Origin of the sequence: Cronobacter sp. JZ38 (assembly GCF_008932145.1) — a bacterium.
GTDB lineage: Bacteria > Pseudomonadota > Gammaproteobacteria > Enterobacterales > Enterobacteriaceae > Cronobacter > Cronobacter muytjensii.
In genome coordinates this window covers 670047-694615 of sequence record NZ_CP017662.1, presented here as the reverse complement: position 1 = coordinate 694615, position 24569 = coordinate 670047, and the positions used below count along the sequence as shown (strand labels likewise).

Below are 24569 nucleotides of genomic sequence, written 5' to 3'. Positions count from 1 at the left end.
CCGCCGGGGTACTGCTGATAACGTTTCTCTGGAAGGAGAAAATCACATTCAGGAGTCGAACCTGATAAACCGAAAGTTTTCCGGGTCATTTCACTGGCGGAACGCCCCCTGGATAACGTGTTACCGTTCCCGGTGCGCCGGCGGGGTCAATAGCCCCTGCATATCCAGCGTGCTGACGCAGTAATCATTGCCAGAACCGTGCCAGTTTCGGTTAAGGGAAAAATAAATTTTTAAACTATTGATTATAATGAGCTAATTTTTTCAAATTCTGTGCAACGAGCAGGCTGAAAAGGGTTATGATTTATCTTTAAATATCGCTATTTATATTTAAGGATAAGAGATGCAAAAGCGCCGCGTGGTGATAGGCATGCTTGGTACTGTGCTGGACCAGCGCGGTAAACGCGCTAACCGCTGGACGAAATGGCGCCCCAGCATCGCGCTGTGTCAGCAGCCTGATTTGCCCATCGACCGGTTTGAACTGCTGCATCAGGCGCGCGACGCGTCGCTCGCAGAGCGGGTGACAGAAGATATCGCCGCCGTCTCGCCGCATACGGAAGTGCGTTCGCATACCGTCGTGATGGACGACCCGTGGGATTTCGAAGAGGTTTACGCCGCGCTGCTGGATTTCGCCACACACTATACGTTTGATACCGACAATGAAGAGTATCTGGTGCATATCACCACCGGCACGCACGTGGCGCAGATCTGCTGGTTCCTGCTGACGGAAGCCCGCTACCTGCCCGCGAGCCTGCTGCAAACCAGCCCGGCCAGGGGCGACGTTACGGACGCGGAAAAAGCCATCGGCACCCGCTCAGTTATCGATCTCGATTTAAGCCGCTATGCGGCACTCACCAGCCGTTTTCAGCGCGAACAGCAGCAGTCTGTCTCCTTTCTGAAATCGGGCATCGACACACGCAACGCCACCTTTAACCGCCTGATCGACCAGATCGAGCGCGTGGCGTTGCGATCGACCGCGCCCATCCTGCTGACCGGGCCCACCGGCGCGGGCAAATCGTTTCTCGCGAGGCGCATTTTCCAGTTGCGCCAGGCGCGCCACCTTGTGCAGGGGCGGCTGGTGTCAGTGAACTGCGCGACGCTGCGCGGCGATAACGCGATGTCGACGCTGTTCGGCCATGTGAAAGGCGCCTTTACCGGCGCGCAGCAGGCGCGGCCAGGGCTTTTGCGCGAGGCCGATGGCGGCGTGTTGTTTCTCGATGAGATAGCCGAGCTGGGGCTTGACGAGCAGGCGATGCTGCTCAAAGCGATTGAGGAAAAAACCTTTTTCCCGTTCGGCGCGGATAAAGAGGTGCGGAGCGATTTTCAGCTGATCGCCGGTACGCATCGCGACATGCAAAAGTGGGTCGCCGAAGGGCGTTTTCGCGAGGATCTTTACGCGCGCATCAATATGTGGGCTTTCGCGCTGCCAGGGCTTGCCGAGCGGCGCGAGGATATCGCGCCTAACGTGGAATATGAACTGCAACGCTTCTCCACCCAGCAGCAGACGCAGATCCGCTTTGATAAAACGGCGCGGGAGACCTATCTCACTTTCGCCTGTTCGCCCCAGGCGCGCTGGCCGGGTAATTTCCGCGAGCTGGGCAGCTCCGTGGCGCGCATGGCGACCCTTGCCGAACAGGGGCGCATTACTGACGCGCTGGTGGAGGAAGAGATAACACGCCTGAAGGCGAGCTGGCAGCCGCTGTCAGGCCCTGCCGCCGCGCTGCCCGTCGACACGGCGACGCTCGATCTCTTCGACCGGGATCAGCTGGCGGCGGTGATCGCCGTGTGCAGGCGTAGCGCCTCGCTCTCTGAAGCCGGACGCACGCTGTTCGCTGTTTCACGCCAGAAAAAAGCCAACCCGAACGACGCCGACCGGCTGCGTAAATATCTGGCGCGCTTCGGGCTTAGCTGGGAGAACGTCAGAGACGCCGGATGAGAGACTTTCACCATAATTCGTTTGAATAACTTTTCCTTGCACGATAAACAATACCTATGGCCGGGCTCGCTCCCGGCTTTTTTATAACGACACAACACAACATTCTCCCCATTGAAAACGGGTTGCGGCAAGGCTCCGCCTGACGGCAACGCGCATAACGACGGGGCTGCAAGGAAAACACGATGCTCGCGATATTTACCCGGCTGTTCCCGCTCTGGGCGCTGCTGCTCTCGGTTATGGCGTACTACACGCCTTCTACATTTACCCCTGTCGGCCCGTGGGTCAGCGCTCTTTTGATGCTGATTATGTTCGGCATGGGCGTGCACCTGAAAATCGACGATTTTAAACGTGTCCTGTCACGCCCTGCGCCGGTGGCGGCCGGGATTTTCCTGCACTACCTGGTGATGCCGCTCGCCGCGTGGCTGCTGGCGCTGCTGTTTCATATGCCGCCGGATCTCTCCGCCGGCATGGTGCTGGTCGGTAGCGTGGCGAGCGGTACGGCGTCTAACGTGATGATTTATCTGGCGAAGGGAGACGTGGCGCTGTCAGTGACTATTTCGTCAGTCTCGACGCTGGTAGGCGTTGTCGCCACCCCGCTGCTGACACGCCTGTACGTGGACGCCCATATTCAGGTGGATGTGATGGGCATGCTGCTGAGCATTCTGCAAATCGTCGTGATCCCGATTGCGCTGGGGCTGATTGTTCATCATCTCTTTCCCCGGCTGGTGAAAGCGGTAGAGCCGTATCTGCCGGCGTTTTCGATGGTCTGTATTCTGGCGATTATCAGCGCTGTGGTGGCAGGGTCGGCGGCGCATATCGCGTCCGTCGGGTTGATGGTGATTGTGGCGGTGATCCTGCATAACAGCATCGGGCTGCTCGGCGGTTACTGGGGCGGACGCCTGTTTGGCTTTGACGAATCTACCTGCCGGACGCTGGCGATTGAAGTCGGCATGCAGAACTCCGGGCTCGCCGCCGCGCTCGGCAAAATCTACTTCTCGCCGCTCGCCGCGCTTCCCGGCGCGCTGTTCTCAGTCTGGCATAATCTTTCCGGCTCGCTGCTGGCCGGTTACTGGTCCGGCAAACCGGTAGACGCCAGCGCGACGAAGAAGCGGCGCAAGCGTAAAGCCTGAAGAAATAAGCCCGGTTTTGCCGGGCTTATTTACTGTGTTGCCTGCGGCGTTGCGTTACACTGGCGGCTCACCCCCTGAGGAGTCGCTACCATGTCCCTGCCCCGACTGACCCAGAAAGAGATGACAGAAAGCGAACAGCGCGAGTTAAAAACCCTGCTCGACCGCGCCCGCATCGCCCACGGCCGCCCGCTTACCAATTCCGAAGCGAATCACGTTAAAAAAGAGTATATCGACAAGCTGATGGCGCAGCGCGAACTCGCCGCCAGACAAACCCGCAAACAGAAAAAAGCGCAGGCGTATAAACCGGACAGCGAAGCGACCTTTTCGTGGTCCGCGAGCACGCCGGTTCGCGGCAGGCGTTAACGGCAGCGCGGCGTTACGTGCGTTCTGCACGCCAGAATAAAAAACCTCGCCAGCCGCGAGGTTTTTTGTAAGCGCCGGAAAGCGTTGCCGATTACTCCTCCAGCCTTTCCTCATCGTCGTCCGGCTGTTCCAGAATGCTGTAGGCCACGGCGCAGAAGAGCGAGTTGAGGCGCTTCATATCGCCAAGCAGCCCGAGATGCAGCGAGCTGGTTTCGATGCTCTGCACGTTTTGCTGATGCAGCCGATCCACATGCGCGTGCGCGTAGCGCCGGTTGAGAATGCGGAAACGATGCTTATAGCGCCGCAGGCGGCGGGCGCTCGGCACGTCGCCGGAGAAAAAGACCGACAGGCTCAGCTTCAGGTTGGCGGTGAGCTGGGCCAGCAGCGTATCCAGCTCTTTGATGCCCTCCGGTGAAAACGCGCGGCGCGCGGCGAGAGATTTATCCGCCACCTCACTGCCCATGCGCTCCAGAATATCCGCCGCCTGTTCAAGGTTGAGCGACATCTCGATGATTTCCGCCCAGCGCTTCGCCTCGGCCTCCGCCAGATCTTCTTTCGGCATACGCGCCATATAGAGTTTGATGGCGGTGTAGAGCACGTCGACATCGTCGGCGAGCCGTCGCAGCGCCTTTTCCTGGCGCGGTTCGCCGTGCATCACCTTACCGTAGACCTCCAGCATCTGCTCCAGCACATCACCGATGCGCAGCGTCTCGCGCGCGGCGTTGGCAAGCCCGAGCGCCGGGGTGTCCAGCGCGCTCGGGTCGAGATGGCGCGGCTTCATGCGCAGATCGGTTTCCGGCGCATCCGCAATCATGCGCTGGCACAGCCGCGCCATCATGCCCGCAAACGGCACCATCGCCAGACAGCGAATAAGGTTGTAGAAGACGTGGAAATAGATAACCAGTTCCGACTCTTCCAGCGGCAGTTTATGAAGCGTTTGCGCGAGCAGATGCACGAAGGGCAATACCAGAAGGCTGCCCACCAGCTTAAAGAGCAGGCTGCCAAGCGCCACCCGCCGCGCCGCCGGGCTGGCGGCCCCGTTGTTGAGCATCGCCAGCAGACCGGAGCCTAAATTCGCGCCGATGACCAGACAGAGCGCCACCTCAAAGGAGATAACGTCAGTCGCATTAAGCGTGGCGGTGAGCAGCACCGCCGCCAGGCTTGAATAGCTGATGACAGCAAACATCGCGCCGATAAGCGCATCAAGCATGATATCGCCGGTGAGCGAGGCGAAGATGACCTGTACGCCGGAAGCTTTGGTGATGGGCGTGACCGCCTGCACAATGAGCTCCAGCGCCTGAAGGATCAGCCCAAGCCCGATGGCGACGCGCCCCAGTTGCCCGGCGCGGCTCTGTTTGCGGCTCAGAAAGAAGATGACGCCGATAAAAATCAGCAGTGGCGAGAGCCAGGAGAGATCGAATGTCAGCACGCGCGCCATCAGCGCCGTCCCGACATCGGCCCCGAGCACAATTACCAGCGCGGGCGTGAGCGCGACCAGATCCTGTGCGACGAACGAGGTGACCAGCATCGTGGTGGCGTTGCTGCTTTGCACCAATGCCGTCACGCCGATGCCTGCGCAGAAGGCGAGCGGCTTTTTCTCCACGCTGCGGCTAAGCACGCTTCGTAACCGCGCGCCGAAGACGCGCATGACGCCGGTACGCACAATGTGTGTGCCCCATACCAGCAGCGCCACAGCAGAAAGCAGGTGTAACAGCGTTAACACGGCTTCTCCTTACAATGAGGGTCCATAGGGTGTCGTAAGACGAGGCGCGTCAGCGTGTTATGGCCTTCGTCTGTCATCATTATAAGTGGTTAACGCAAGGAAGTCGGCGGGACGGTGATTTATGGCGGGCGTGTTTGCGCGGGGGCATTGGCGGATGCGTTTGCGCAGGCACCAATGGCGGGTGGCGCTGCGCTTACCGCCCTATAAATCCATCTTACGACTGGTAAGATGGGTAAGCTGAGCGCATTCAACGGCGAGCGGATGACGGCGTCTGGCCGTCGGCGGCAAAGCCTGGTTGCGCGCGGACTGCACGCAACGCGGGGCGGGTACACGTACTACGTGACCCGCGTGAATACAGCCCAGACGCAAGCTGGAGATTCAGCCAGGCCAGAGTCTGGCCGTCGGCGGCAAAGCCACGTTGCGCGCGGACTGCACGCAACGCGGGGAGCGTACACATAGTACGTGACCTGCGTAAGTACAGCCTAGGCGCAAGCTGGAGATTCAGCCAGGCCAGTGCCTGACCGTCGGCGGTAAAGCCTGGTTGCGCGCGGACTGCACGCAACGCGGGGCGCGTACACGTAGTACGTGACCCGCGTGAATACAGCCCAGGCGCAAGATGGAGATTCAGCCTGGCCAGAGTCTGGCCGTCGGCGGCGAAGCCAGGTTGCGCGCGGACTGCACGCAACGCGGGGAGCGTACACATAGTACGTGACCCGCGTGAATACAGCCCAGACGCAAGATGGAGATTCAGCCTGGCCAGAGTCTGGCCGTCGGCGGCGAAGCCAGGTTGCGCGCGGACTGCACGCAACGCGGGGAGCGTACACGTAGTACGTGACCCGCGTGAGTACAGCCCAGGCGCAAGCTGGCGAGTAAGCCAGGCCAGAAGGACCAGAAACTAATCGGCGTCGTAACCCAGATTAGCCGCAAGCCACCGCTCCACGTCGCTCACGCTCATCCCTTTACGCTGGGCGTAATCTTCCACCTGGTCGCGCTGGATCTGCGCCACGGCGAAATATTTACTCTCCGGGTGGCTGAAGTACCAGCCGGAGACCGACGCGCCGGGCCACATGGCGTAGGATTCGGTCAGTTTCATGCCGATACGGTTCTCGACGTCGAGCAGTTTCCAGATCGCCGCCTTTTCGGTGTGCTCCGGGCAAGCCGGATAGCCGGGCGCCGGACGGATGCCCTGATAATTTTCGCGGATGAGCTCTTCGTTGCTGAGATTCTCATACGGCGCGTACCCCCACAGCACTTTGCGCACGCGCTCGTGCAGATACTCGGCAAACGCCTCCGCCAGACGATCCGCCACCGCTTTCACCATGATTTTATTGTAATCATCGTGCTGCGCATCGAACGCTTCCGCCAGCGCGTCCTCTTCCAGCCCGCCGGTGACGGCGAACGCGCCGAGGTAATCGGCTTTGCCGCTGTGCTTCGGCGCCACGAAATCTGCAAGGCAGTAGTTCGCAAAGCCCACTTTCTCTGTCTGCTGGCGTAAGTGATGACTCACTGACAACACATGCGTGCGCGTCTCGTCGCGGTAGATTTCGATATCATCGCCAACCCGGTTCGCCGGGAACAGCCCCACCACGCCGCGCGGCGTTAACGATTTATTGGCGCTCAGCGTGTCGAGCATCTCGTTAGCGTCTTTAAACAGCCGCTGCGCCTCAACGCCCACAATTTCATCTTCAAAAATGCGCGGATATTTCCCGGCCAGCGACCAGGTCATGAAGAATGGCGTCCAGTCGATGTAGTTGCGCAGCGTTTCGATGCTGGCGGTCACCTCTTCCACGCCCAGGCGATGCGCTGCGGGCGGCGTGTAGCTCTCCCAGTCGAACGCCAGATCGTTTTCACGCGCGGCGGCGAGCGTCACCGGCGGCGTGCGCGGCTTTTTACGCGCATGCTGAATCCGCACGGTTTCATACTCTTTGCGGGTGCGTGCGACGAAATCGTCGCGCAGCGTATCCGACAGCAGCGAAGAAACGACGCCCACGGTGCGCGATGCGTTCTGCACATAGACCGTCGGCCCGCTGTAGTTCTGCTCGATTTTTACCGCCGTATGCGCTTTAGAGGTGGTCGCGCCGCCAATCAGCAGCGGCAGGGTAAAACCCTGGCGCTCCATCTCTTTCGCGACGTTGACCATCTCATCGAGCGACGGCGTAATCAGCCCCGAAAGCCCGATGATATCGGCGTTCTCTTCGCGCGCGGTTTTGAGGATTTTATCGGTCGGCACCATCACGCCAAGATCGATAATCTCGTAGTTGTTGCACTGGAGCACCACGCCGACGATGTTTTTGCCGATGTCATGCACGTCGCCTTTTACGGTCGCCAGCACGATTTTGCCATTGCTCTTGCCGACCTCTTTGCTCGCCTGGATGTACGGCTCCAGGTACGCCACCGCCTGTTTCATCACGCGCGCGGATTTCACCACCTGGGGCAGGAACATTTTGCCTTCGCCGAAAAGGTCGCCAACCACGTTCATACCGTCCATCAGCGGCCCTTCAATAACCTCAATCGGGCGGGTGGCCTGCTGGCGCGCCTCTTCGGTATCCTGTTCGATAAATTCGGTAATGCCTTTCACCAGCGAATATTCAAGGCGCTTTTTCACATCCCACGAGCGCCATTCGGCCTGCTGCGGGTCTGCCGCCGCATCGCTTTTGCTGCCGCGGTATTTCTCGGCAAGCGCCAGCAGCCGCTCGGTGCCGTCAGCGCGCCGGTTGAGGATGACGTCTTCCACGGCGTCGCGCAGCTCGGTCGGGAGGTCGTCGTAGATCGCCAGTTGCCCGGCGTTAACGATACCCATATCCATGCCGTTACGGATGGCATAGTAGAGGAACACGGCGTGGATCGCCTCGCGCACCGGATCGTTGCCGCGAAATGAGAACGACACATTCGAGACGCCGCCGGAGATCAGCGCGTGCGGCAGCTCGCGTTTAATGTCTTCACACGCGCCGATAAAATCCTGCGCATAATTGTTGTGCTCGTCGATGCCCGTTGCGACCGCAAAGATGTTTGGGTCGAAGATAATATCTTCCGGCGGGAAACCGACCTCTTCGGTAAGGATCTTGTACGCCCGCCGGCAGATTTCGATTTTGCGCTCACGGGTGTCTGCCTGGCCCACTTCGTCAAACGCCATCACCACCACGGCCGCGCCATAGCGGCGCACCAGTTTTGCGTGATGCACGAACGTTTCGACGCCCTCTTTCATCGAAATGGAGTTAACGATGCCTTTGCCCTGAATACACTTCAGGCCCTTTTCGATAACGTCCCATTTCGAGGAGTCAATCATAATGGGCACGCGGGCGATGTCCGGCTCGCCGGCAATAAGGTTAAGGAAACGCACCATCGCTGCTTCAGCGTCGAGCATCCCCTCATCCATGTTGATGTCGATTATCTGCGCGCCGCTCTCGACCTGCTGGCGCGCCACGTCCAGCGCTTCGCTGTATTTCTCTTCTTTAATGAGGCGCTTAAATTTGGCGGAGCCGGTAACGTTAGTGCGTTCGCCGACGTTTACAAACAGCGAGTCGTCGCCGATATTGAGCGGCTCAAGGCCCGCCAGGCGACAGGCGACCGGCACGTCCGGCAGCTTGCGCGGCGCCACGCCATCCACCGCGCGGCACATGGCCGCGATATGTTCCGGCGTGGTGCCGCAGCAGCCGCCGACAATATTCAAAAAGCCCGATTCCGCCCACTCGCGGATCTGCGCGGCCATGATGTCGGCGTCTAAATCATATTCGCCGAAGGCGTTCGGCAGGCCCGCGTTGGGGTGCGCAGTGACGTAACACTCCGCGATACGCGACAGCTCGGCCACGTACTGGCGCAGCTCATCCGGGCCCAGCGCGCAGTTGAGGCCAAACGTGAGCGCGTCGGCGTGACGCAGCGAGTTGTAAAACGCCTCGGTGGTCTGGCCCGACAACGTGCGACCGGAGGCGTCGGTAATAGTGCCGGAAATCATGACAGGCAGCTCGACGCCGAGCGCCTCGAACTCCGCCTTCACGGCGAAAATTGCGGCTTTGGCGTTGAGGGTATCGAACACGGTTTCGATAAGAATCAGATCCGAACCGCCTTCAATCAGCGCGCGTGTGGATTCGCGGTAGGCGTCTACCAGTTGGTCAAAAGTGACGTTTCGAAAGGCCGGGTCGTTAACATCAGGCGAAATGGAGGCCGTGCGGTTAGTGGGCCCTAACACACCTGCCACATAGCGCGGTTTTTCCGGCGTGCGTGCAGTCCATTCGTCGGCGCAGGCGCGGGCGAGCTTCGCGGCCTCCAGGTTGATTTCCGCCGACAGCGATTCCATCTGGTAATCGGCCATCGCGATGGTCGTCGAGTTGAAGGTGTTGGTCTCGATAATATCGGCGCCCGCCTCGAAGTAGGCGTAGTGAATAGCCGCGATGATGTCAGGCCGGGTGAGCGCCAGCAGGTCATTATTACCTTTGAGATCGCACGGCCAGTCGGCAAAACGCTCGCCGCGGAAATCCTCTTCATCCAGACGATAGCTCTGGATCATGGTGCCCATACCGCCGTCCAGCACCATAATGCGTTCAGCTAGTTGCTGGCGCAGCTGTTCAGTTTTGCTACTCACATATGCTCCTGATACTCGACTCAACCCAGGCCGGAAAGGCCAGCGAACCATACTGGCATAAAGCGATCGGGCGGGAAAGGCGCGCGGCGGCAACTTGAGACATGTTCATTATTCACTGATCCGATGAGTTGCCTGGCGGTTGCATTATCGCCAAATAAAACGAAAATGATTTCCACGATACAGAAAAGGAGGCCGTTATGGTCGCTGCCGTACCCGCCAAACGTGGCAAAAAGCCCCGTAACGCCACCGCTGCCGCCGCGCCGCAGGCGACGGGCCAGGTGCAGTCGCTCACGCGCGGCCTGAAACTGCTGGAATGGATCGCGGAATCGCAAGGCAGCGTGGCGCTGACCGAACTGGCGCAACAGGCTGGCCTACCAAACTCCACCACGCATCGCCTGTTAACGACGATGCAGCAGCTGGGCTTTGTCCGTCAGGTGGGCGATCTCGGCCACTGGGCGATCGGCGCGCATGCGTTTATTATCGGCAGTAGCTTCCTGCAGAGCCGTAACCTGCTGGCGATTGTCCATCCGATTCTGCGCAAGCTGATGGAGGATTCCGGCGAAACCGTGAACCTCGCCGTGCTCGACAAGAGCGATCATCAGGCAATTATTATCGATCAGGTGCAGTGTAACCAGCTGATGCGCATGTCCGCGCCGATTGGCGGCAAGCTGCCGATGCATGCCTCCGGCGCCGGGAAAGCGTTTTTGTCGCAGCTCAGCGAGGAAGAGGTGTCCGCGCTGCTGCATCGTCAGGGGCTGAAAGCCTATACCCATGCGACGCTGGTCGCGCCAGCGCACCTGAAAGACGATCTCGCCCAGACGCGCAAGCGCGGCTACTCCTTTGACGATGAAGAGCATGCGCTCGGCCTGCGCTGCGTGGCCGCGTGCATTTATGACGAGCATCATGAGGCATTCGCCGCGATCTCCATTTCCGGACCTATTTCGCGGATGACCGACGACCGTGTGACGGAGCTGGGCGCGCTGGTGATCCGGGCGGCAAAAGAAGTCACGCTGGCTTATGGTGGGGTTCGTTAAGACGGGAGCGCCGGGCAGCGGCTATGCCGTTCCCGACACGCGTTAAATGAAAATGCCGGAGGGGCGTGGCGCATCCGGCCCGTCCCCTGACTCTGCTTCACTCACCGTCAAGGGCGTCAGCCCGGAAATAGCAGGTTCCGTCGGGCTGCTTTGGTTTGGCCAGCGCACGCAAAACCGCTGGCGCCGACGGTAGGCGTATACATCCTCCACATGCCCTTCCCGAATACGCGCCTGTAGCGCGCGCCAGTAGCTGGCGCTGAACAGATCGCTGTGCATCTCTTCAAACAGCGGGCCGATTTTCGGGTCGGCGCAGAGCCAGTGGCGAAACTCCTCCGGGAAGACGTCGCCGGGGGCGACGCTGTACCAGGGCTCGGCGCTGAGTTCGTCTTCCGGGTAGCGCGGCGGCGGGATATCGCGGAAGTTCACCTCGGTCATGTAGCAGATCTCGTCGTAATCGTAGAAAACGACCCGTCCGTGACGCGTGACGCCAAAGTTTTTAAACAGCATATCGCCGGGGAAAATATTGGCCGCGGCAAGCTGACGAATGGCGTTGCCATATTCTTCGATGGCGTCGCGCAACTGCTGGCCCGTCGCCTGCTCAAGCCAGAGGTTGAGCGGCACCATCCGCCGCTCGATATAAAGATGACTGATGGAAATAGCGTCGCCCATGTCGGTGAGCTTCTGCCCGACCTCCTGTTGCAGCAGCGCCATCAGCGCCGGGCTGATGCGCCGTTTTTCGATAACGAAATTCTCAAACTCCTGGGTGTCTGCCATACGCCCGACGCGGTCATGCTCTTTAACCAGCTGATAGCAGGCGCGCACGTGCGCTTCGCTCATCTCCTTCTGCGGGGCGAAACGGTCTTTGATGACTTTGAAAACCCGGTCGAACCCCGGGAGCGTGAAGACCAGCATCACCATGCCGCGGATGCCGGGCGCTTCAATGAACTGCTCGTCGGCATGGCGCAGGTAGTGGAGATATTCGCGGTAGCTTTCGGTTTTGGCGTGTTTCTGACAGCCAATCGCCATGTAGAGCTCCGCCGTGGTTTTCCCCGGCAGGATTTCACGCAGCCACTCGACAAGCGCGGCGGGCAGCGGCGCGTACACCATAAAATAGGAGCGGGCGAAGCCGAAGACGATACTGGCTCCGGCGCTGCCGGTAAGGCAGGTGTCGACGAACAGTTTGCCGTCGTCGCTGCGGTGGACAGGCAGCAGAAACGGCAGCGAGGCGTCGGGCAGACGCAGTTTACCCACCAGCCAGGCGGCTTTGTTGCGGTAAAAGAGTTCGTTGGCGATTTCCAGATGCGCCTGCGCGAGCCGCGTCGGGCCGAGCGTTTCATTGAGATGCGCGATGATGTAGCGAATGTCTCGCGCGAGATCCTGCCACGGCAGGCGCAGCGGCAGATAGCCAAGCAGGGTGGCGAGCAGCGGTTGCCAGCCCTGCTCCGGGAAAAACGTTTTGGCGAGCGGACGCGGAATGGTGCGAAAACGTCGCGCCGGCTGAGAGCTGAAAATAAACAGCCGCTCCGGTGTGAGCGAGCGGTGATCGTAAAGCCGGCAGTAAACCGAGTTGAAAAAGCTTTCGGCGATTTCAAAGCGCGGGTAATCAGGGAGCAGCTCGGTGTAATGGCGCTTTACGCGCAGCAGAAAGTCCGCGTTGGTGGCCTTTCCTTCCATGATGCAGCGCAGTTGCTCCACCACCAGCCCGACATGGTGGTCATAGAGGTGGATGCGGCTTTTCATCGCCTGCTGGACGGCATGCCAGTCGGCCTGCTCGAAGCGGTGCTGCGCGCCCGCGGTGATCTCCAGAAAGCGGCCATATTGCGCGTCAAAACCCTGCAGGATGGTTTGGGCGATAAGGAGTTCGAGTCCACGCGACGGCATAGGCAGGCTCCGTGTGTGAAAGGGGAAAGAGTGTCAGCCATTACGGTGGGGGCGCTTCGCTTACCCATCCTACAGTGCTTCATGGCGATAACGCCTTACCGACAAACGTAGGGCGGGTAAGCTTAACGCCACCCGCCATAACGCCGTCAGAACTGCGCTTCTTCCGTCGAGCCCGTCAGCGCCGTGACGGACGACGCGCCGCCCTGAATAATGGTCGTCACGTTGTCGAAATAGCCGGTGCCCACTTCCTGCTGGTGCGAGACGAAGGTATAGCCCTCTTTGCCTGCGGCAAACTCAGGCTGCTGCACTTTCTCGACGTAATGCTTCATCCCTTCGCCCTGCGCGTAGGCATGGGCGAGATCAAACATGTTGAACCACATGCTGTGGATGCCTGCGAGCGTGATGAACTGGTATTTGTAACCCATCGCCGACAGCTCCTCCTGGAAAGACGCGATGGTTTTGTCATCGAGTTTTTTCTTCCAGTTGAATGACGGCGAGCAGTTATATGCCAGCAGCTTGCCGGGGAAACGCGCGTGGATAGCTTCGGCGAAGCGGCGTGCCTGGTCGAGGTCCGGCGTAGAGGTTTCACACCATACCAGATCCGCATAAGGCGCATAGGCGAGCCCGCGGCTGATGGCCTGCTCAACGCCCGCACGTGTGCGGAAGAAGCCTTCGCTGGTGCGCTCGCCGGTAATAAATTCACTGTCATAAGGATCGCAGTCGGAGGTGATCAGATCTGCCGCGTCGGCGTCGGTGCGCGCAATCAGCAGTGTCGGCACGCCCATGACATCCGCCGCCAGTCGTGCTGCCACCAGCTTCTGGATGGCCTCCTGCGTCGGCACCAGCACTTTACCGCCCATATGACCGCACTTTTTCACCGAGGCGAGCTGATCTTCAAAATGCACCGCCGCCGCCCCGGCTTCAATCATCGCTTTCATGAGTTCGAACGCATTAAGCACGCCGCCAAACCCCGCCTCGGCATCGGCCACGATCGGCAGGAAATAGTCGACATAGCGCGGATCGCCCGGCTCAATGCCCGCCGCCCACTGGATCTGATCGGCGCGACGAAACGTATTGTTGATCCGCTCAACGACCGCTGGCACGGAGTTGGCCGGATAGAGGGATTGATCCGGATACATGCTGGCCGCGAGGTTAGCGTCCGCCGCCACCTGCCAGCCGGAAAGATAAACCGCCTCAATCCCTGCCTTCGCCTGTTGCAGCGCCTGGCCGCCGGTCAGCGCGCCGAGGCTGTTGACGTAACCTTTTTTCGACTCGCCGTGCAGCAGGCGCCACATCCGGGCAGCGCCGAGCTTCGCCAGCGTACATTCCGGGTTAACCGACCCGCGTAATTTCACCACGTCCTGCGCGCTATAGGGACGGCGAATGCCTTCCCAGCGCGGGTGTGTCCATTCCTGCTCTAACTGCTGAATTTGTTGGGTACGTGTTGTCGTCATGGCAGATGCTCCATTTTGTTGTGGTGTAGGATCAGGCCAGCAGGCGATAGCCGGGCAGCGTCAGGAAGTCGATCAGTTCATCAGAGGTGGTGATTTGCTCCATCAGTTGAGCGGCCTCGTCAAAGCGGCCATGGCTGTAGCGCTGCTCGCCAAGCTCCTCCTGAATCACGCGCATCTCTTCAGCAAGCATCTGGCGGAACAGGTCTTTGGTCACCTGTTTGCCGTTGCTGAGCGTTTTCTGATGATGGATCCACTGCCAGATGGAGGTGCGCGAGATCTCCGCCGTCGCGGCATCTTCCATCAGGCCATAAATCGGCACGCAGCCGTTGCCGGAGATCCAGGCTTCAATGTATTGCACCGCCACGCGGATATTGGCGCGCATGCCCTCTTCAGTGCGCTCGCCGGGGCACGGCTCAAGGAGTTGTTCTGCGGTAATGGGCGCATCATCGTCGCGCAGCACATGGAGCTGGTTTTTATGCTCGCCGAGCGCGCGGTCGAACACGGCCATCACCGTATCGCCGAGGCCCGGATGGGCAATCCAGGTGCCGTCATGACCGTTAGCGGCTTCAAGCTCTTTATCGGCTTTCACTTTGTTGAGCACCCAGGTGTTGCGCTCGCTCTCTTTACTGGGAATGAATGCCGCCATGCCGCCCATCGCGAAGGCGCCGCGGCGATGGCAGGTTTTAATCAGCAGACGGGAGTAGGCGTTCAGGAAAGGTTTATCCATCGTCACGGATTGTCTGTCCGGCAGGACGCGATCCGGATGATTTTTAAGGGTTTTTATGTAGCTAAAGATGTAATCCCAGCGGCCACAGTTTAGCCCGACGATATGATCACGCAGCGCGTGCAGGATTTCATCCATCTGGAAAACGGCGGGCAGCGTCTCGATAAGCAAGGTGGCTTTAATGGTGCCGCGCGGCAGGCTGAACCTGTCTTCCGCATAGCTGAACACGTCGCTCCACCAGGCGGCCTCGCGCCAGGACTGGGTTTTCGGCAGGTAGAAGTAAGGGCCGCTGCCCTTGGCCAGCAGATTTTTATGGTTATGGAAGAAGTAGAGCGCGAAATCAAACAGGCTGCCAGGAATGGGCTCGTCGCGCCAGGTAACGTGTTTTTCGGGCAGATGCAGGCCGCGCACACGGCAAACCAGAACGGCCGGGTCGGGCTTGAGCTGATAAATTTTACCCGCTTCGTTGGTCCAGGTGATGGTGCCTTTTATCGCATCGCGCAGGTTTATCTGCCCCTCGATCACTTTGCTCCATGCGGGGGCCAGTGAATCCTCGAAATCTGCCATAAAAACTTTGACGTTCGCGTTGAGCGCGTTGATTACCATTTTGCGATCGACCGGGCCTGTTATCTCGACGCGCCTGTCGAGGAGATCGTCAGGAATACCGCGGATTTTCCATTCCCCATTTCTTATGGAAGCCGTTTCCGAAAGAAAGTCTGGCAGCTTCCCGCTGTCAATATCCTGCTGCACCTGCTGGCGCGCCGCGAGCAGGCTGTTGCGCTGCGGCGTAAAACGGGCCACCAGTTCAGTAAGAAACTCGACGGCTTCGGGCGTCAGGATCTGTCGTTCCTGTTCGCCAAATGGCTGACTAAAAGCCAGTTCTGCGGTAATGACCTGTTGATTCATAGCAGCGCTCCTCGGTTTTGATCCAAAAGATTCCTCATTGCTGCCGTACGCGATCTCTTACGTTCAGATTTCGTACAGTACCATTAAGACTACTCAATATAATTTCAAAATCAAAAACAATTTCCATTTTTATCATTTAATAGATGCAACCTTTTGAATTTGAATAAAATAAAGGGAAAGCGGAGAGTGAATTGATTTTCAAAAACAAAAAAGGCACCCGAGGGTGCCTTCTGAAGCGTGCTGAAACGCTTAAGGATCTTGTGCGTGGAATTTTATTCGAGCGTAGGGTTCATATGGCGCAGATCGTATGGAGTGATCTGGTACACGTAATAGTTGAGCCAGTTGGTGAAAAGCAGGTTGCCATGGCTCCGCCAGGTCGCGCGCGGCGTCCTGGTGGGATCGTCATTCGGGAAGTAGTTGTAGGGGACGCGTGGCGCAAGACCTGCTTCAACATCGCGAAAATATTCGCCTGCGAGCGTCAAAGCGTCATATTCCGGATGGCCGGTGACAAACGCGATACGCTTATCCTTACTGGCAAACAGGTAAGCATCGCCCTCTTCTGATTCGGCAAGAATATCAAGGTCGGTATAATCGCGGATCAACGCTGCCGGGAAATCGGCATAGCGTGAATGCGGCGCCAGGAAAGAGTCGTCAAAACCTTTAGTCAGCAACGCGTGTGGCTGCGTGATGTGATGCTCATAGACCCCGGAGATTTTCTCTTGTCGCGTCTGTTTAGGAATGCCATACAGGATATTCAGTGCAGCCTGCACAGCCCAACAGACAAAAAGCGTCGAGGTGACGTGCTCTTTCGCCCACTCAAGCACCTGCTTGATTTGCGGCCAGTAAGCGACATCATTGAACTCCACCAGGCCCAGCGGGGCGCCAGTGACGATTAAGCCGTCATAGTTCTCATTACAGATATCGTCGAAGTTGCAGTAGAAGTTATTGAGATGCTCCGCAGGCGTATTGCGCGATTCACGGCTGTCGATACGCAGCAAGCGGATATCGACCTGCAAAGGTGAGTTAGACAGGAGCCGCAGGAACTGATTTTCCGTTTCGATTTTCTTGGGCATCAGATTCAGGATCAGCACCTTAAGCGGACGGATCTCCTGAACGCTGGCGCGTGATGTTGTCATCACGAAGACATTTTCCTGACGCAGAAAGTTTACGGCTGGTAACTCATCAGGCACCCGAATCGGCATAACCTTTACCTCACAACACACGTTTATACGTTTAGACATCCAGACAGCCAACAATAACCAGAAATAGCGTGAATGTCGAGCGTACCAGCATAAGGTGAAAATGTTTCACGGGAAGGGTGAATGCGGGGATCTTCAGTCAGGAAAGTGGGCTGGTATGGGGGACAGAGGATGGCGGGATGTGTCATAAGAGGTGACAGGGAGATGCGGCATGGTCCGGCTGTGCGTGACGCACGAAATCGGGTTTGCGCGAACGGTTGCCGACCGGGTTAGCTTTATGGATCGCGGCGAGATTGTGGAAGCGGCGCCGCCACAGAAGCACTTTTTCAGCCCGCGTTCAGAACGTGCCCGCGCGTTTCTCTCTGGTTATTCACTGATAAGAACTCTTTTACCGGGCTTGCCTGAACGGGATTTTTTAATAATCAGCTAAGTACGAAAAGCAGGGCGCGGCAGCATGAAAGCGCCTACCGGTTACGGAAGTGGTGCGGAGTGCTGGCGGGGGAAAACAAAAAAGCCCCATGCTTTCGCATGAGGCTTTTCTGTTTATTTGATGCCTGGCAGTTCCCTACTCTCGCATGGGGAGGCCCCACACTACCATCGGCGCTACGGCGTTTCACTTCTGAGTTCGGCATGGGGTCAGGTGGGACCACCGCGCTACAGCCGCCAGGCAAATTCTGTCCGTTCACCGCATACCGCCATGAACGTTTATCCGTCACAAGCTGAATCTCTCTCTCAACACGCCAGACTTCTTTGGCGTTGTAAGGTTAAGCCTCACGGTTCATTAGTACCGGTTAGCTCAACGCATCGCTGCGCTTACACACCCGGCCTATCAACGTCGTCGTCTTCAACGTTCCTTCAGGAGACTTAAAGTCTCAGGGAGAACTCATCTCGGGGCAAGTTTCGTGCTTAGATGCTTTCAGCACTTATCTCTTCCGCATTTAGCTACCGGGCAGTGCCATTGGCATGACAACCCGAACACCAGTGATGCGTCCACTCCGGTCCTCTCGTACTGGGAGCAGCCCCCCTCAATTCTCCAGCGCCCACGGCAGATAGGGACCGAACTGTCTCACGACGTTCTAAACCCAGCTCGCGTACCACTTTAAATGGCGAACAGCCATACCCTTGGGACCTACTTCAGCCCCAGGATGTGATGAGCCGACATCGAGGTGCCAAACACCGCCGTCGATATGAACTCTTGGGCGGTATCAGCCTGTTATCCCCGGAGTACCTTTTATCCGTTGAGCGATGGCCCTTCCATACAGAACCACCGGATCACTATGACCTGCTTTCGCACCTGCTCGAGCCGTCACTCTCGCAGTCAAGCCAGCTTATGCCATTGCACTAACCTCCTGATGTCCGACCAGGATTAGCTGACCTTCGTGCTCCTCCGTTACACTTTGGGAGGAGACCGCCCCAGTCAAACTACCCACCAGACACTGTCCCCACGCCAGATTATGGCGCCAGGTTAGAACATCAAACATTAAAGGGTGGTATTTCAAGGTTGGCTCCACGCAGACTGGCGTCCACGCTTCAAAGCCTCCCACCTATCCTACACATCAAGGCTCAATGTTCAGTGTCAAGCTGTAGTAAAGGTTCACGGGGTCTTTCCGTCTTGCCGCGGGTACACTGCATCTTCACAGCGAGTTCAATTTCACTGAGTCTCGGGTGGAGACAGCCTGGCCATCATTACGCCATTCGTGCAGGTCGGAACTTACCCGACAAGGAATTTCGCTACCTTAGGACCGTTATAGTTACGGCCGCCGTTTACCGGGGCTTCGATCAGGAGCTTCTCTTGCGATAACCCCATCAATTAACCTTCCGGCACCGGGCAGGCGTCACACCGTATACGTCCACTTTCGTGTTTGCACAGTGCTGTGTTTTTAATAAACAGTTGCAGCCAGCTGGTATCTTCGACTGACTTCAGCTCCACCCGCAGGGGCTTCACCTACATGTCAGCGTGCCTTCTCCCGAAGTTACGGCACCATTTTGCCTAGTTCCTTCACCCGAGTTCTCTCAAGCGCCTTGGTATTCTCTACCTGACCACCTGTGTCGGTTTGGGGTACGATTTCGTGTTACCTGATGCTTAGAGGCTTTTCCTGGAAGCAGGGCATTTATTGCTTCAGCACCGTAGTGCCTCGTCATCACGCCTCAGTGTTAAAGATAACCGGATTTGCCTGGTCATCACACCTACACGCTTAAACCGGGACAACCGTCGCCCGGCCAACATAGCCTTCTCCGTCCCCCCTTCGCAGTAACACCAAGTACAGGAATATTAACCTGTTTCCCATCGACTACGCCTTTCGGCCTCGCCTTAGGGGTCGACTCACCCTGCCCCGATTAACGTTGGACAGGAACCCTTGGTCTTCCGGCGAGCGGGCTTTTCACCCGCTTTATCGTTACTTATGTCAGCATTCGCACTTCTGATACCTCCAGCATGCCTCACAGCACACCTTCACAGGCTTACAGAACGCTCCCCTACCCAACAACACACAGTGTCGCTGCCGCAGCTTCGGTGCATGGTTTAGCCCCGTTACATCTTCCGCGCAGGCCGACTCGACCAGTGAGCTATTACGCTTTCTTTAAATGATGGCTGCTTCTAAGCCAACATCCTGGCTGTCTGGGCCTTCCCACATCGTTTCCCACTTAACCATGACTTTGGGACCTTAGCTGGCGGTCTGGGTTGTTTCCCTCTTCACGACGGACGTTAGCACCCGCCGTGTGTCTCCCGTGATAACATTCTTCGGTATTCGCAGTTTGCATCGGGTTGGTAAGCCGGGATGGCCCCCTAGCCGAAACAGTGCTCTACCCCCGAAGATGAGTTCACGAGGCGCTACCTAAATAGCTTTCGGGGAGAACCAGCTATCTCCCGGTTTGATTGGCCTTTCACCCCCAGCCACAGGTCATCCGCTAATTTTTCAACATTAGTCGGTTCGGTCCTCCAGTTAGTGTTACCCAACCTTCAACCTGCCCATGGCTAGATCACCGGGTTTCGGGTCTATACCCTGCAACTTAACGCCCAATTAAGACTCGGTTTCCCTTCGGCTCCCCTATACGGTTAACCTTGCTACAGAATATAAGTCGCTGACCCATTATACAAAAGGTACGCAGTCACCCTCTTACGAAGGCTCCCACTGCTTGTACGTACACGGTTTCAGGTTCTGTTTCACTCCCCTCGCCGGGGTTCTTTTCGCCTTTCCCTCACGGTACTGGTTCACTATCGGTCAGTCAGGAGTATTTAGCCTTGGAGGATGGTCCCCCCATCTTCAGACAGGATATCACGTGTCCCGCCCTACTCATCGAGCTCACAGCCTGTGTGCCTTCGTGTACGGGGCTGTCACCCTGTATCGCCGGCCTTTCCAGACCGTTCCACTGACACACAAGCTGATTCAGGCTCTGGGCTGTTCCCCGTTCGCTCGCCGCTACTGGGGGAATCTCGGTTGATTTCTTTTCCTCGGGGTACTTAGATGTTTCAGTTCCCCCGGTTCGCCTCACAGCACTATGTATTCATGCTGAGATAGTGCAACGAATTGCACTGGGTTTCCCCATTCGGACATCGCCGGTTATAACGGTTCATATCACCTTACCGGCGCTTTTCGCAGATTAGCACGTCCTTCATCGCCTCTGACTGCCAGGGCATCCACCGTGTACGCTTGTTCGCTTAACCTCACAACCCGAAGAAGTCTTCGTGCTGCGAGTTTGAGAGACTCTGACACACCGCGCATTCCTTATTACGGAAGAATGCAGCAGCGTGTCTGTTTCAATTTTCAGCTTGTTCCGGATTGTTAAAGAGCAAATATCTCAAACGTGACTTAACAGTCATTTTTGAGATATTAATCGGTAACGCCTTTCACTCATTACCAGCAGGTGGCGTCCCTTAGGGGATTCGAACCCCTGTTACCGCCGTGAAAGGGCGGTGTCCTGGGCCTCTAGACGAAAGGGACTTCGCTTTCGCAGACAACCCTGCTTCTTTACTTTCTATCAGACAATCTGTGTGAGCACGCGAGGTTGTATCTTGCAGGTAAGGAGGTGATCCAACCGCAGGTTCCCCTACGGTTACCTTGTTACGACTTCACCCCAGTCATGAATCACAAAGTGGTAAGCGCCCTCCCGAAGGTTAAGCTACCTACTTCTTTTGCAACCCACTCCCATGGTGTGACGGGCGGTGTGTACAAGGCCCGGGAACGTATTCACCGTGGCATTCTGATCCACGATTACTAGCGATTCCGACTTCATGGAGTCGAGTTGCAGACTCCAATCCGGACTACGACGCACTTTATGAGGTCCGCTTGCTCTCGCGAGGTCGCTTCTCTTTGTATGCGCCATTGTAGCACGTGTGTAGCCCTGGTCGTAAGGGCCATGATGACTTGACGTCATCCCCACCTTCCTCCGGTTTATCACCGGCAGTCTCCTTTGAGTTCCCACCATCACGTGCTGGCAACAAAGGATAAGGGTTGCGCTCGTTGCGGGACTTAACCCAACATTTCACAACACGAGCTGACGACAGCCATGCAGCACCTGTCTCAGAGCTCCCGAAGGCACTCCCGCATCTCTGCAGGATTCTCTGGATGTCAAGACCAGGTAAGGTTCTTCGCGTTGCATCGAATTAAACCACATGCTCCACCGCTTGTGCGGGCCCCCGTCAATTCATTTGAGTTTTAACCTTGCGGCCGTACTCCCCAGGCGGTCGACTTAACGCGTTAGCTCCGGAAGCCACGCCTCAAGGGCACAACCTCCAAGTCGACATCGTTTACGGCGTGGACTACCAGGGTATCTAATCCTGTTTGCTCCCCACGCTTTCGCACCTGAGCGTCAGTCTTCGTCCAGGGGGCCGCCTTCGCCACCGGTATTCCTCCAGATCTCTACGCATTTCACCGCTACACCTGGAATTCTACCCCCCTCTACGAGACTCAAGCCTGCCAGTTTCGGATGCAGTTCCCAGGTTGAGCCCGGGGATTTCACATCCGACTTGACAGACCGCCTGCGTGCGCTTTACGCCCAGTAATTCCGATTAACGCTTGCACCCTCCGTATTACCGCGGCTGCTGGCACGGAGTTAGCCGGTGCTTCTTCTGCGAGTAACGTCAATGGCCAAGGTTATTAACCTTAACCCCTTCCTCCTCGCTGAAAGTACTTTACAACCCGAAGGCCTTCTTCATACACGCGGCATGGCTGCATCAGGCTTGCGCCCATTGTGCAATATTCCCCACTGCTGCCTCCCGTAGGAGTCTGGACCGTGTCTCAGTTCCAGTGTGGCTGGTCATCCTCTCAGACCAGCTAGGGATCGTCGCCTAGGTGAGCCGTTACCCCACCTACTAGCTAATCCCATCTGGGCACATCTGATGGCATGAGGCCCGAAGGTCCCCCACTTTGGTCTTGCGACGTTATGCGGTATTAGCTACCGTTTCCAGTAGTTATCCCCCTCCATCAGGCAGTTTCCCAGACATTACTCACCCGTCCGCCACTCGTCAGCAAAGCAGCAAGCTGCTTCCTGTTACCGTTCGACTTGCATGTGTTAGGCCTGCCGCCAGCGTTCAATCTGAGCCATGATCAAACTCTTCAATTAAAGTTTGATGCTCAAAGAATTAAACTGTTAGTTCGTAATGAATTAACTGTTGTTCACTTGAGACTTGATATTCGTTTATCGTCCGTAGACGTTAAGATATCAGTGCCCCGAGTGCCCACACAGATTGTCTGATAAATTGTTAAAGAGCGGTGCGACGCGGCCTTCAGCCTGCCGTCGCGAGGTGGCGTATATTACGCTTTCCTCTTTCAGAGTCAACCCTTAATTTCAGGATTTTTCTCTCATCGCTTCGGCTATTTCGTGAAGTGCTTCACATTGCCGTCTCGATGGAGGCGCATTATAGGGATCTCAGTTTTCAGCACAACCCTTTTTTCGATCTTTTCTTTCAACTGCCGTTTTTTCACGCGCATTGCTGCGATCCCGCTCGATCTGCTCAACGAATACACGCATTTGCCCTTGCGCAGCGCCTTAAATCCAACCAAAGTCTTCATATCGATTGATACGAAACCGAGGCGATCATGTCTTCTGTATTGCGTTCTTATAAAAATACGTTCCCCCAAACCGGCCAGCGCGTAATGCTGGATAGCTCAAGCGTAGTGATTGGCGATGTGAGAATGGCTGATGATGTTGGCGTCTGGCCTCTGGTGGTTATCCGTGGCGATGTTAACTATGTCTCGATTGGCGCGCGCACCAATATTCAGGATGGCAGCATACTGCACGTCACGCATAAGTCTTCTTATAACCCTGAAGGTAATCCGCTGCGCATTGGCGAAGATGTTACCGTTGGGCATAAAGTTATGCTGCACGGCTGCACGATCGGTAATCGTGTGCTGGTTGGTATGGGATCGATCGTCCTCGACGGCGCCATTATAGAAGACGACGTGATGATAGGCGCCGGCAGCCTGGTGCCACAGAATAAACGACTGGAAAGCGGCTACCTGTATCTCGGCAGCCCGGTAAAACAGATTCGTCCTTTAAAAGACTCGGAGCGGGAAGGGCTGCGCTATTCCGCCAATAATTATGTGAAGTGGAAAGATGAGTATCTGGCTCAGGAGAGCCAGACCCAACCCTGATCATCCTCTTGCTGGGCAGCGATAAGCTGCTCAGCTTCCTCTTCCAGATCCCATCGGTGCTGGCGGAACGCGGCTAACCACCCCTGCGGCGTATCAGCGGAGAAGCGGGCCGCCAGGGCAGTTTTATTGATAGCGCAGGTTAACACCAGCCCATTCACCAGCGCCGGAAAGCAAACGGCTTGCTGTTCCTCATCCCAGTATTCACGATCCGGGAACTGAATCGCCTGATTCATTGCGCCAGCTCCTCTTTAAGCTTTTCAATGACAGGCGCCACTTCCGGCAGTACGCCATGCCAGAGCAGAACCGCATGGGCCGCCTGTCCCACCAGCATACCTAATCCATCCGCCAGCTGGGTGGCGCCCTGCGTTGTGCACCAGGACAGGAACGGAGTCAGCCCTTTCTGGTAGAACATGTCGTAGCACGCCGTTTTCTCATTCACCAGCGAAGCCGGGAGCGGCGGGATCTCACCGCTAACACCACTCGAGGTGGCATTGATAATAAGATCGAATGCATGGCCGTCCAGATCCTGGAGCGCAACGGCGCTGACACTACCGGTATGGCTGAACAGGTCCGCCAGCACCTGCGCACGCGCAAAAGTGCGGTTGGTTATTGTCACTGCGCAATCTAATGAAAGCAGCGGCAACAATACGCCTCTGGCTGCGCCCCCCGCTCCTACAAGAAGGATACGGTAGCGCGGTTTGATCATACCGAGACGCTCAAGATCGCTCAGCAAGCCGATACCATCGGTATTATCGCCCAGTAAGCGTCCGTCTTCGAGCCGCTTCAGCGTGTTGACCGCCCCAGCCAGGGCCGCCCTTTCCGTCAATTCATCCGCACGGGCAAAAGCCTGTTCCTTGAACGGCATCGTAACATTGGCGCCTTTTCCCCCGGCACTGAAGAAGCCCTCCAGCGTCTCCAGGAACGAATCAAGCGGCGCCAGTACGCGTCCGTAGGGATGCTCAATCCTGAGCTGTGCTGCAAATTGCTGATGTATAAACGGCGATTTGCTGTGTGCGACAGGATTACCAAAAACGGCGTAAGTTTCCATGC

Annotated in this window: 13 protein-coding genes, 1 tRNA gene, 3 rRNA genes and 1 pseudogene; 6 read left to right on the top strand and 12 right to left on the bottom strand. The window is 57.3% G+C overall.

Annotation, left to right across the window (positions count from 1 at the left end; all coding sequences use genetic code 11):
- The first annotated feature begins 340 nt into the window (after positions 1-340).
- The 3 genes from rtcR to BJP61_RS03245 all read left to right on the top strand — a co-directional run bounded on the left by rtcR (position 341) and on the right by BJP61_RS03245 (position 3426).
- On the top strand, positions 341-1933 hold the full coding sequence (rtcR, locus tag BJP61_RS03255; RefSeq protein WP_171997818.1) for an RNA repair transcriptional activator RtcR: 1593 nt from the start codon (positions 341-343) through the stop codon (positions 1931-1933).
- A gap of 182 nt (positions 1934-2115) precedes the next feature.
- Positions 2116-3063 (top strand): ketopantoate/pantoate/pantothenate transporter PanS, encoded by a 948-nt coding sequence (gene panS / locus BJP61_RS03250; RefSeq protein WP_038867277.1) that lies wholly within the window; start codon positions 2116-2118, stop codon positions 3061-3063.
- Between the two features lie 90 nt (positions 3064-3153).
- Positions 3154-3426, top strand: coding sequence for a DUF3811 domain-containing protein (locus BJP61_RS03245; protein WP_038867274.1), 273 nt, complete (start codon positions 3154-3156; stop codon positions 3424-3426).
- A 91-nt stretch (positions 3427-3517) separates the two neighbouring features.
- Here BJP61_RS03245 and BJP61_RS03240 read toward each other — a convergent pair whose 3' ends face one another.
- On the bottom strand, positions 3518-5149 hold the full coding sequence (locus tag BJP61_RS03240; protein WP_161578840.1) for a Na/Pi cotransporter family protein: 1632 nt from the start codon (positions 5147-5149) through the stop codon (positions 3518-3520).
- Between the two features lie 895 nt (positions 5150-6044).
- A complete protein-coding gene (metH, locus tag BJP61_RS03235; RefSeq protein WP_161578839.1) occupies positions 6045-9728 on the bottom strand; it encodes a methionine synthase in 3684 nt (1227 codons plus the stop codon).
- Between the two features lie 197 nt (positions 9729-9925).
- On the opposite strand from metH, the gene iclR reads away from it, so the two are divergent.
- On the top strand, positions 9926-10762 hold the full coding sequence (gene iclR / locus BJP61_RS03230; RefSeq protein WP_038867268.1) for a glyoxylate bypass operon transcriptional repressor IclR: 837 nt from the start codon (positions 9926-9928) through the stop codon (positions 10760-10762).
- A 42-nt stretch (positions 10763-10804) separates the two neighbouring features.
- Here the strand turns inward: iclR and aceK are convergent, their stop codons facing one another.
- From aceK to metA, 4 genes are all read right to left on the bottom strand, one after another.
- The gene (gene aceK, locus BJP61_RS03225; RefSeq protein ID WP_171997817.1) at positions 10805-12643 is read right to left on the bottom strand and encodes a bifunctional isocitrate dehydrogenase kinase/phosphatase; all 1839 of its coding nucleotides are present in this window, start codon (positions 12641-12643) and stop codon (positions 10805-10807) included.
- 146 nt (positions 12644-12789) lie between these two features.
- Positions 12790-14097: an isocitrate lyase gene (aceA, locus tag BJP61_RS03220; protein WP_038867264.1), complete on the bottom strand. Its 1308-nt coding sequence runs from the start codon at positions 14095-14097 to the stop codon at positions 12790-12792.
- A 31-nt stretch (positions 14098-14128) separates the two neighbouring features.
- The gene (gene aceB, locus BJP61_RS03215; protein WP_171997816.1) at positions 14129-15727 is read right to left on the bottom strand and encodes a malate synthase A; all 1599 of its coding nucleotides are present in this window, start codon (positions 15725-15727) and stop codon (positions 14129-14131) included.
- 272 nt (positions 15728-15999) lie between these two features.
- Positions 16000-16929 carry a homoserine O-succinyltransferase gene (gene metA / locus BJP61_RS03210; RefSeq protein WP_038867261.1) on the bottom strand — a complete coding sequence of 310 codons (930 nt, stop codon included), beginning with the start codon at positions 16927-16929 and terminating at the stop codon, positions 16000-16002.
- 205 nt (positions 16930-17134) lie between these two features.
- On the opposite strand from metA, the pseudogene BJP61_RS03205 reads away from it, so the two are divergent.
- Positions 17135-17356, top strand: a pseudogene (locus tag BJP61_RS03205) (hypothetical protein); the annotation flags it as partial.
- A gap of 122 nt (positions 17357-17478) precedes the next feature.
- Here the strand turns inward: BJP61_RS03205 and rrf are convergent.
- From rrf to BJP61_RS03185, 4 genes are all read right to left on the bottom strand, one after another.
- Positions 17479-17594: ribosomal RNA gene (gene rrf / locus BJP61_RS03200) — 5S ribosomal RNA — on the bottom strand.
- 92 nt (positions 17595-17686) lie between these two features.
- Positions 17687-20590 (bottom strand): 23S ribosomal RNA (locus BJP61_RS03195).
- Positions 20591-20791: 201 nt separating this feature from the next.
- Positions 20792-20867, bottom strand: a tRNA-Glu gene (locus tag BJP61_RS03190).
- Positions 20868-20945: 78 nt separating this feature from the next.
- A 16S ribosomal RNA gene (locus BJP61_RS03185) occupies positions 20946-22488 on the bottom strand.
- The 16S, 23S and 5S rRNA genes sit together here with 1 tRNA gene alongside, the layout of an rRNA operon.
- A gap of 476 nt (positions 22489-22964) precedes the next feature.
- Between BJP61_RS03185 and BJP61_RS03180 the strand changes: the two genes are divergently transcribed.
- Complete coding sequence (locus BJP61_RS03180; protein WP_038867252.1) at positions 22965-23519, top strand: gamma carbonic anhydrase family protein; 555 nt, start codon at positions 22965-22967, stop codon at positions 23517-23519.
- Here the strand turns inward: BJP61_RS03180 and BJP61_RS03175 are convergent.
- Together BJP61_RS03175 and aroE are read right to left on the bottom strand one after the other, a co-directional pair.
- Positions 23495-23752 carry a DUF1488 domain-containing protein gene (locus tag BJP61_RS03175; RefSeq protein WP_075193688.1) on the bottom strand — a complete coding sequence of 86 codons (258 nt, stop codon included), beginning with the start codon at positions 23750-23752 and terminating at the stop codon, positions 23495-23497. The two genes, BJP61_RS03180 and BJP61_RS03175, sit on opposite strands and share 25 nt — an antisense overlap.
- Entirely contained in the window at positions 23749-24567 is an 819-nt protein-coding gene (aroE, locus tag BJP61_RS03170; RefSeq protein WP_171997815.1) for a shikimate dehydrogenase, read from the bottom strand. The genes BJP61_RS03175 and aroE overlap by 4 nt, the downstream gene beginning before the upstream one ends.
- Positions 24568-24569 lie beyond the last annotated feature (2 nt).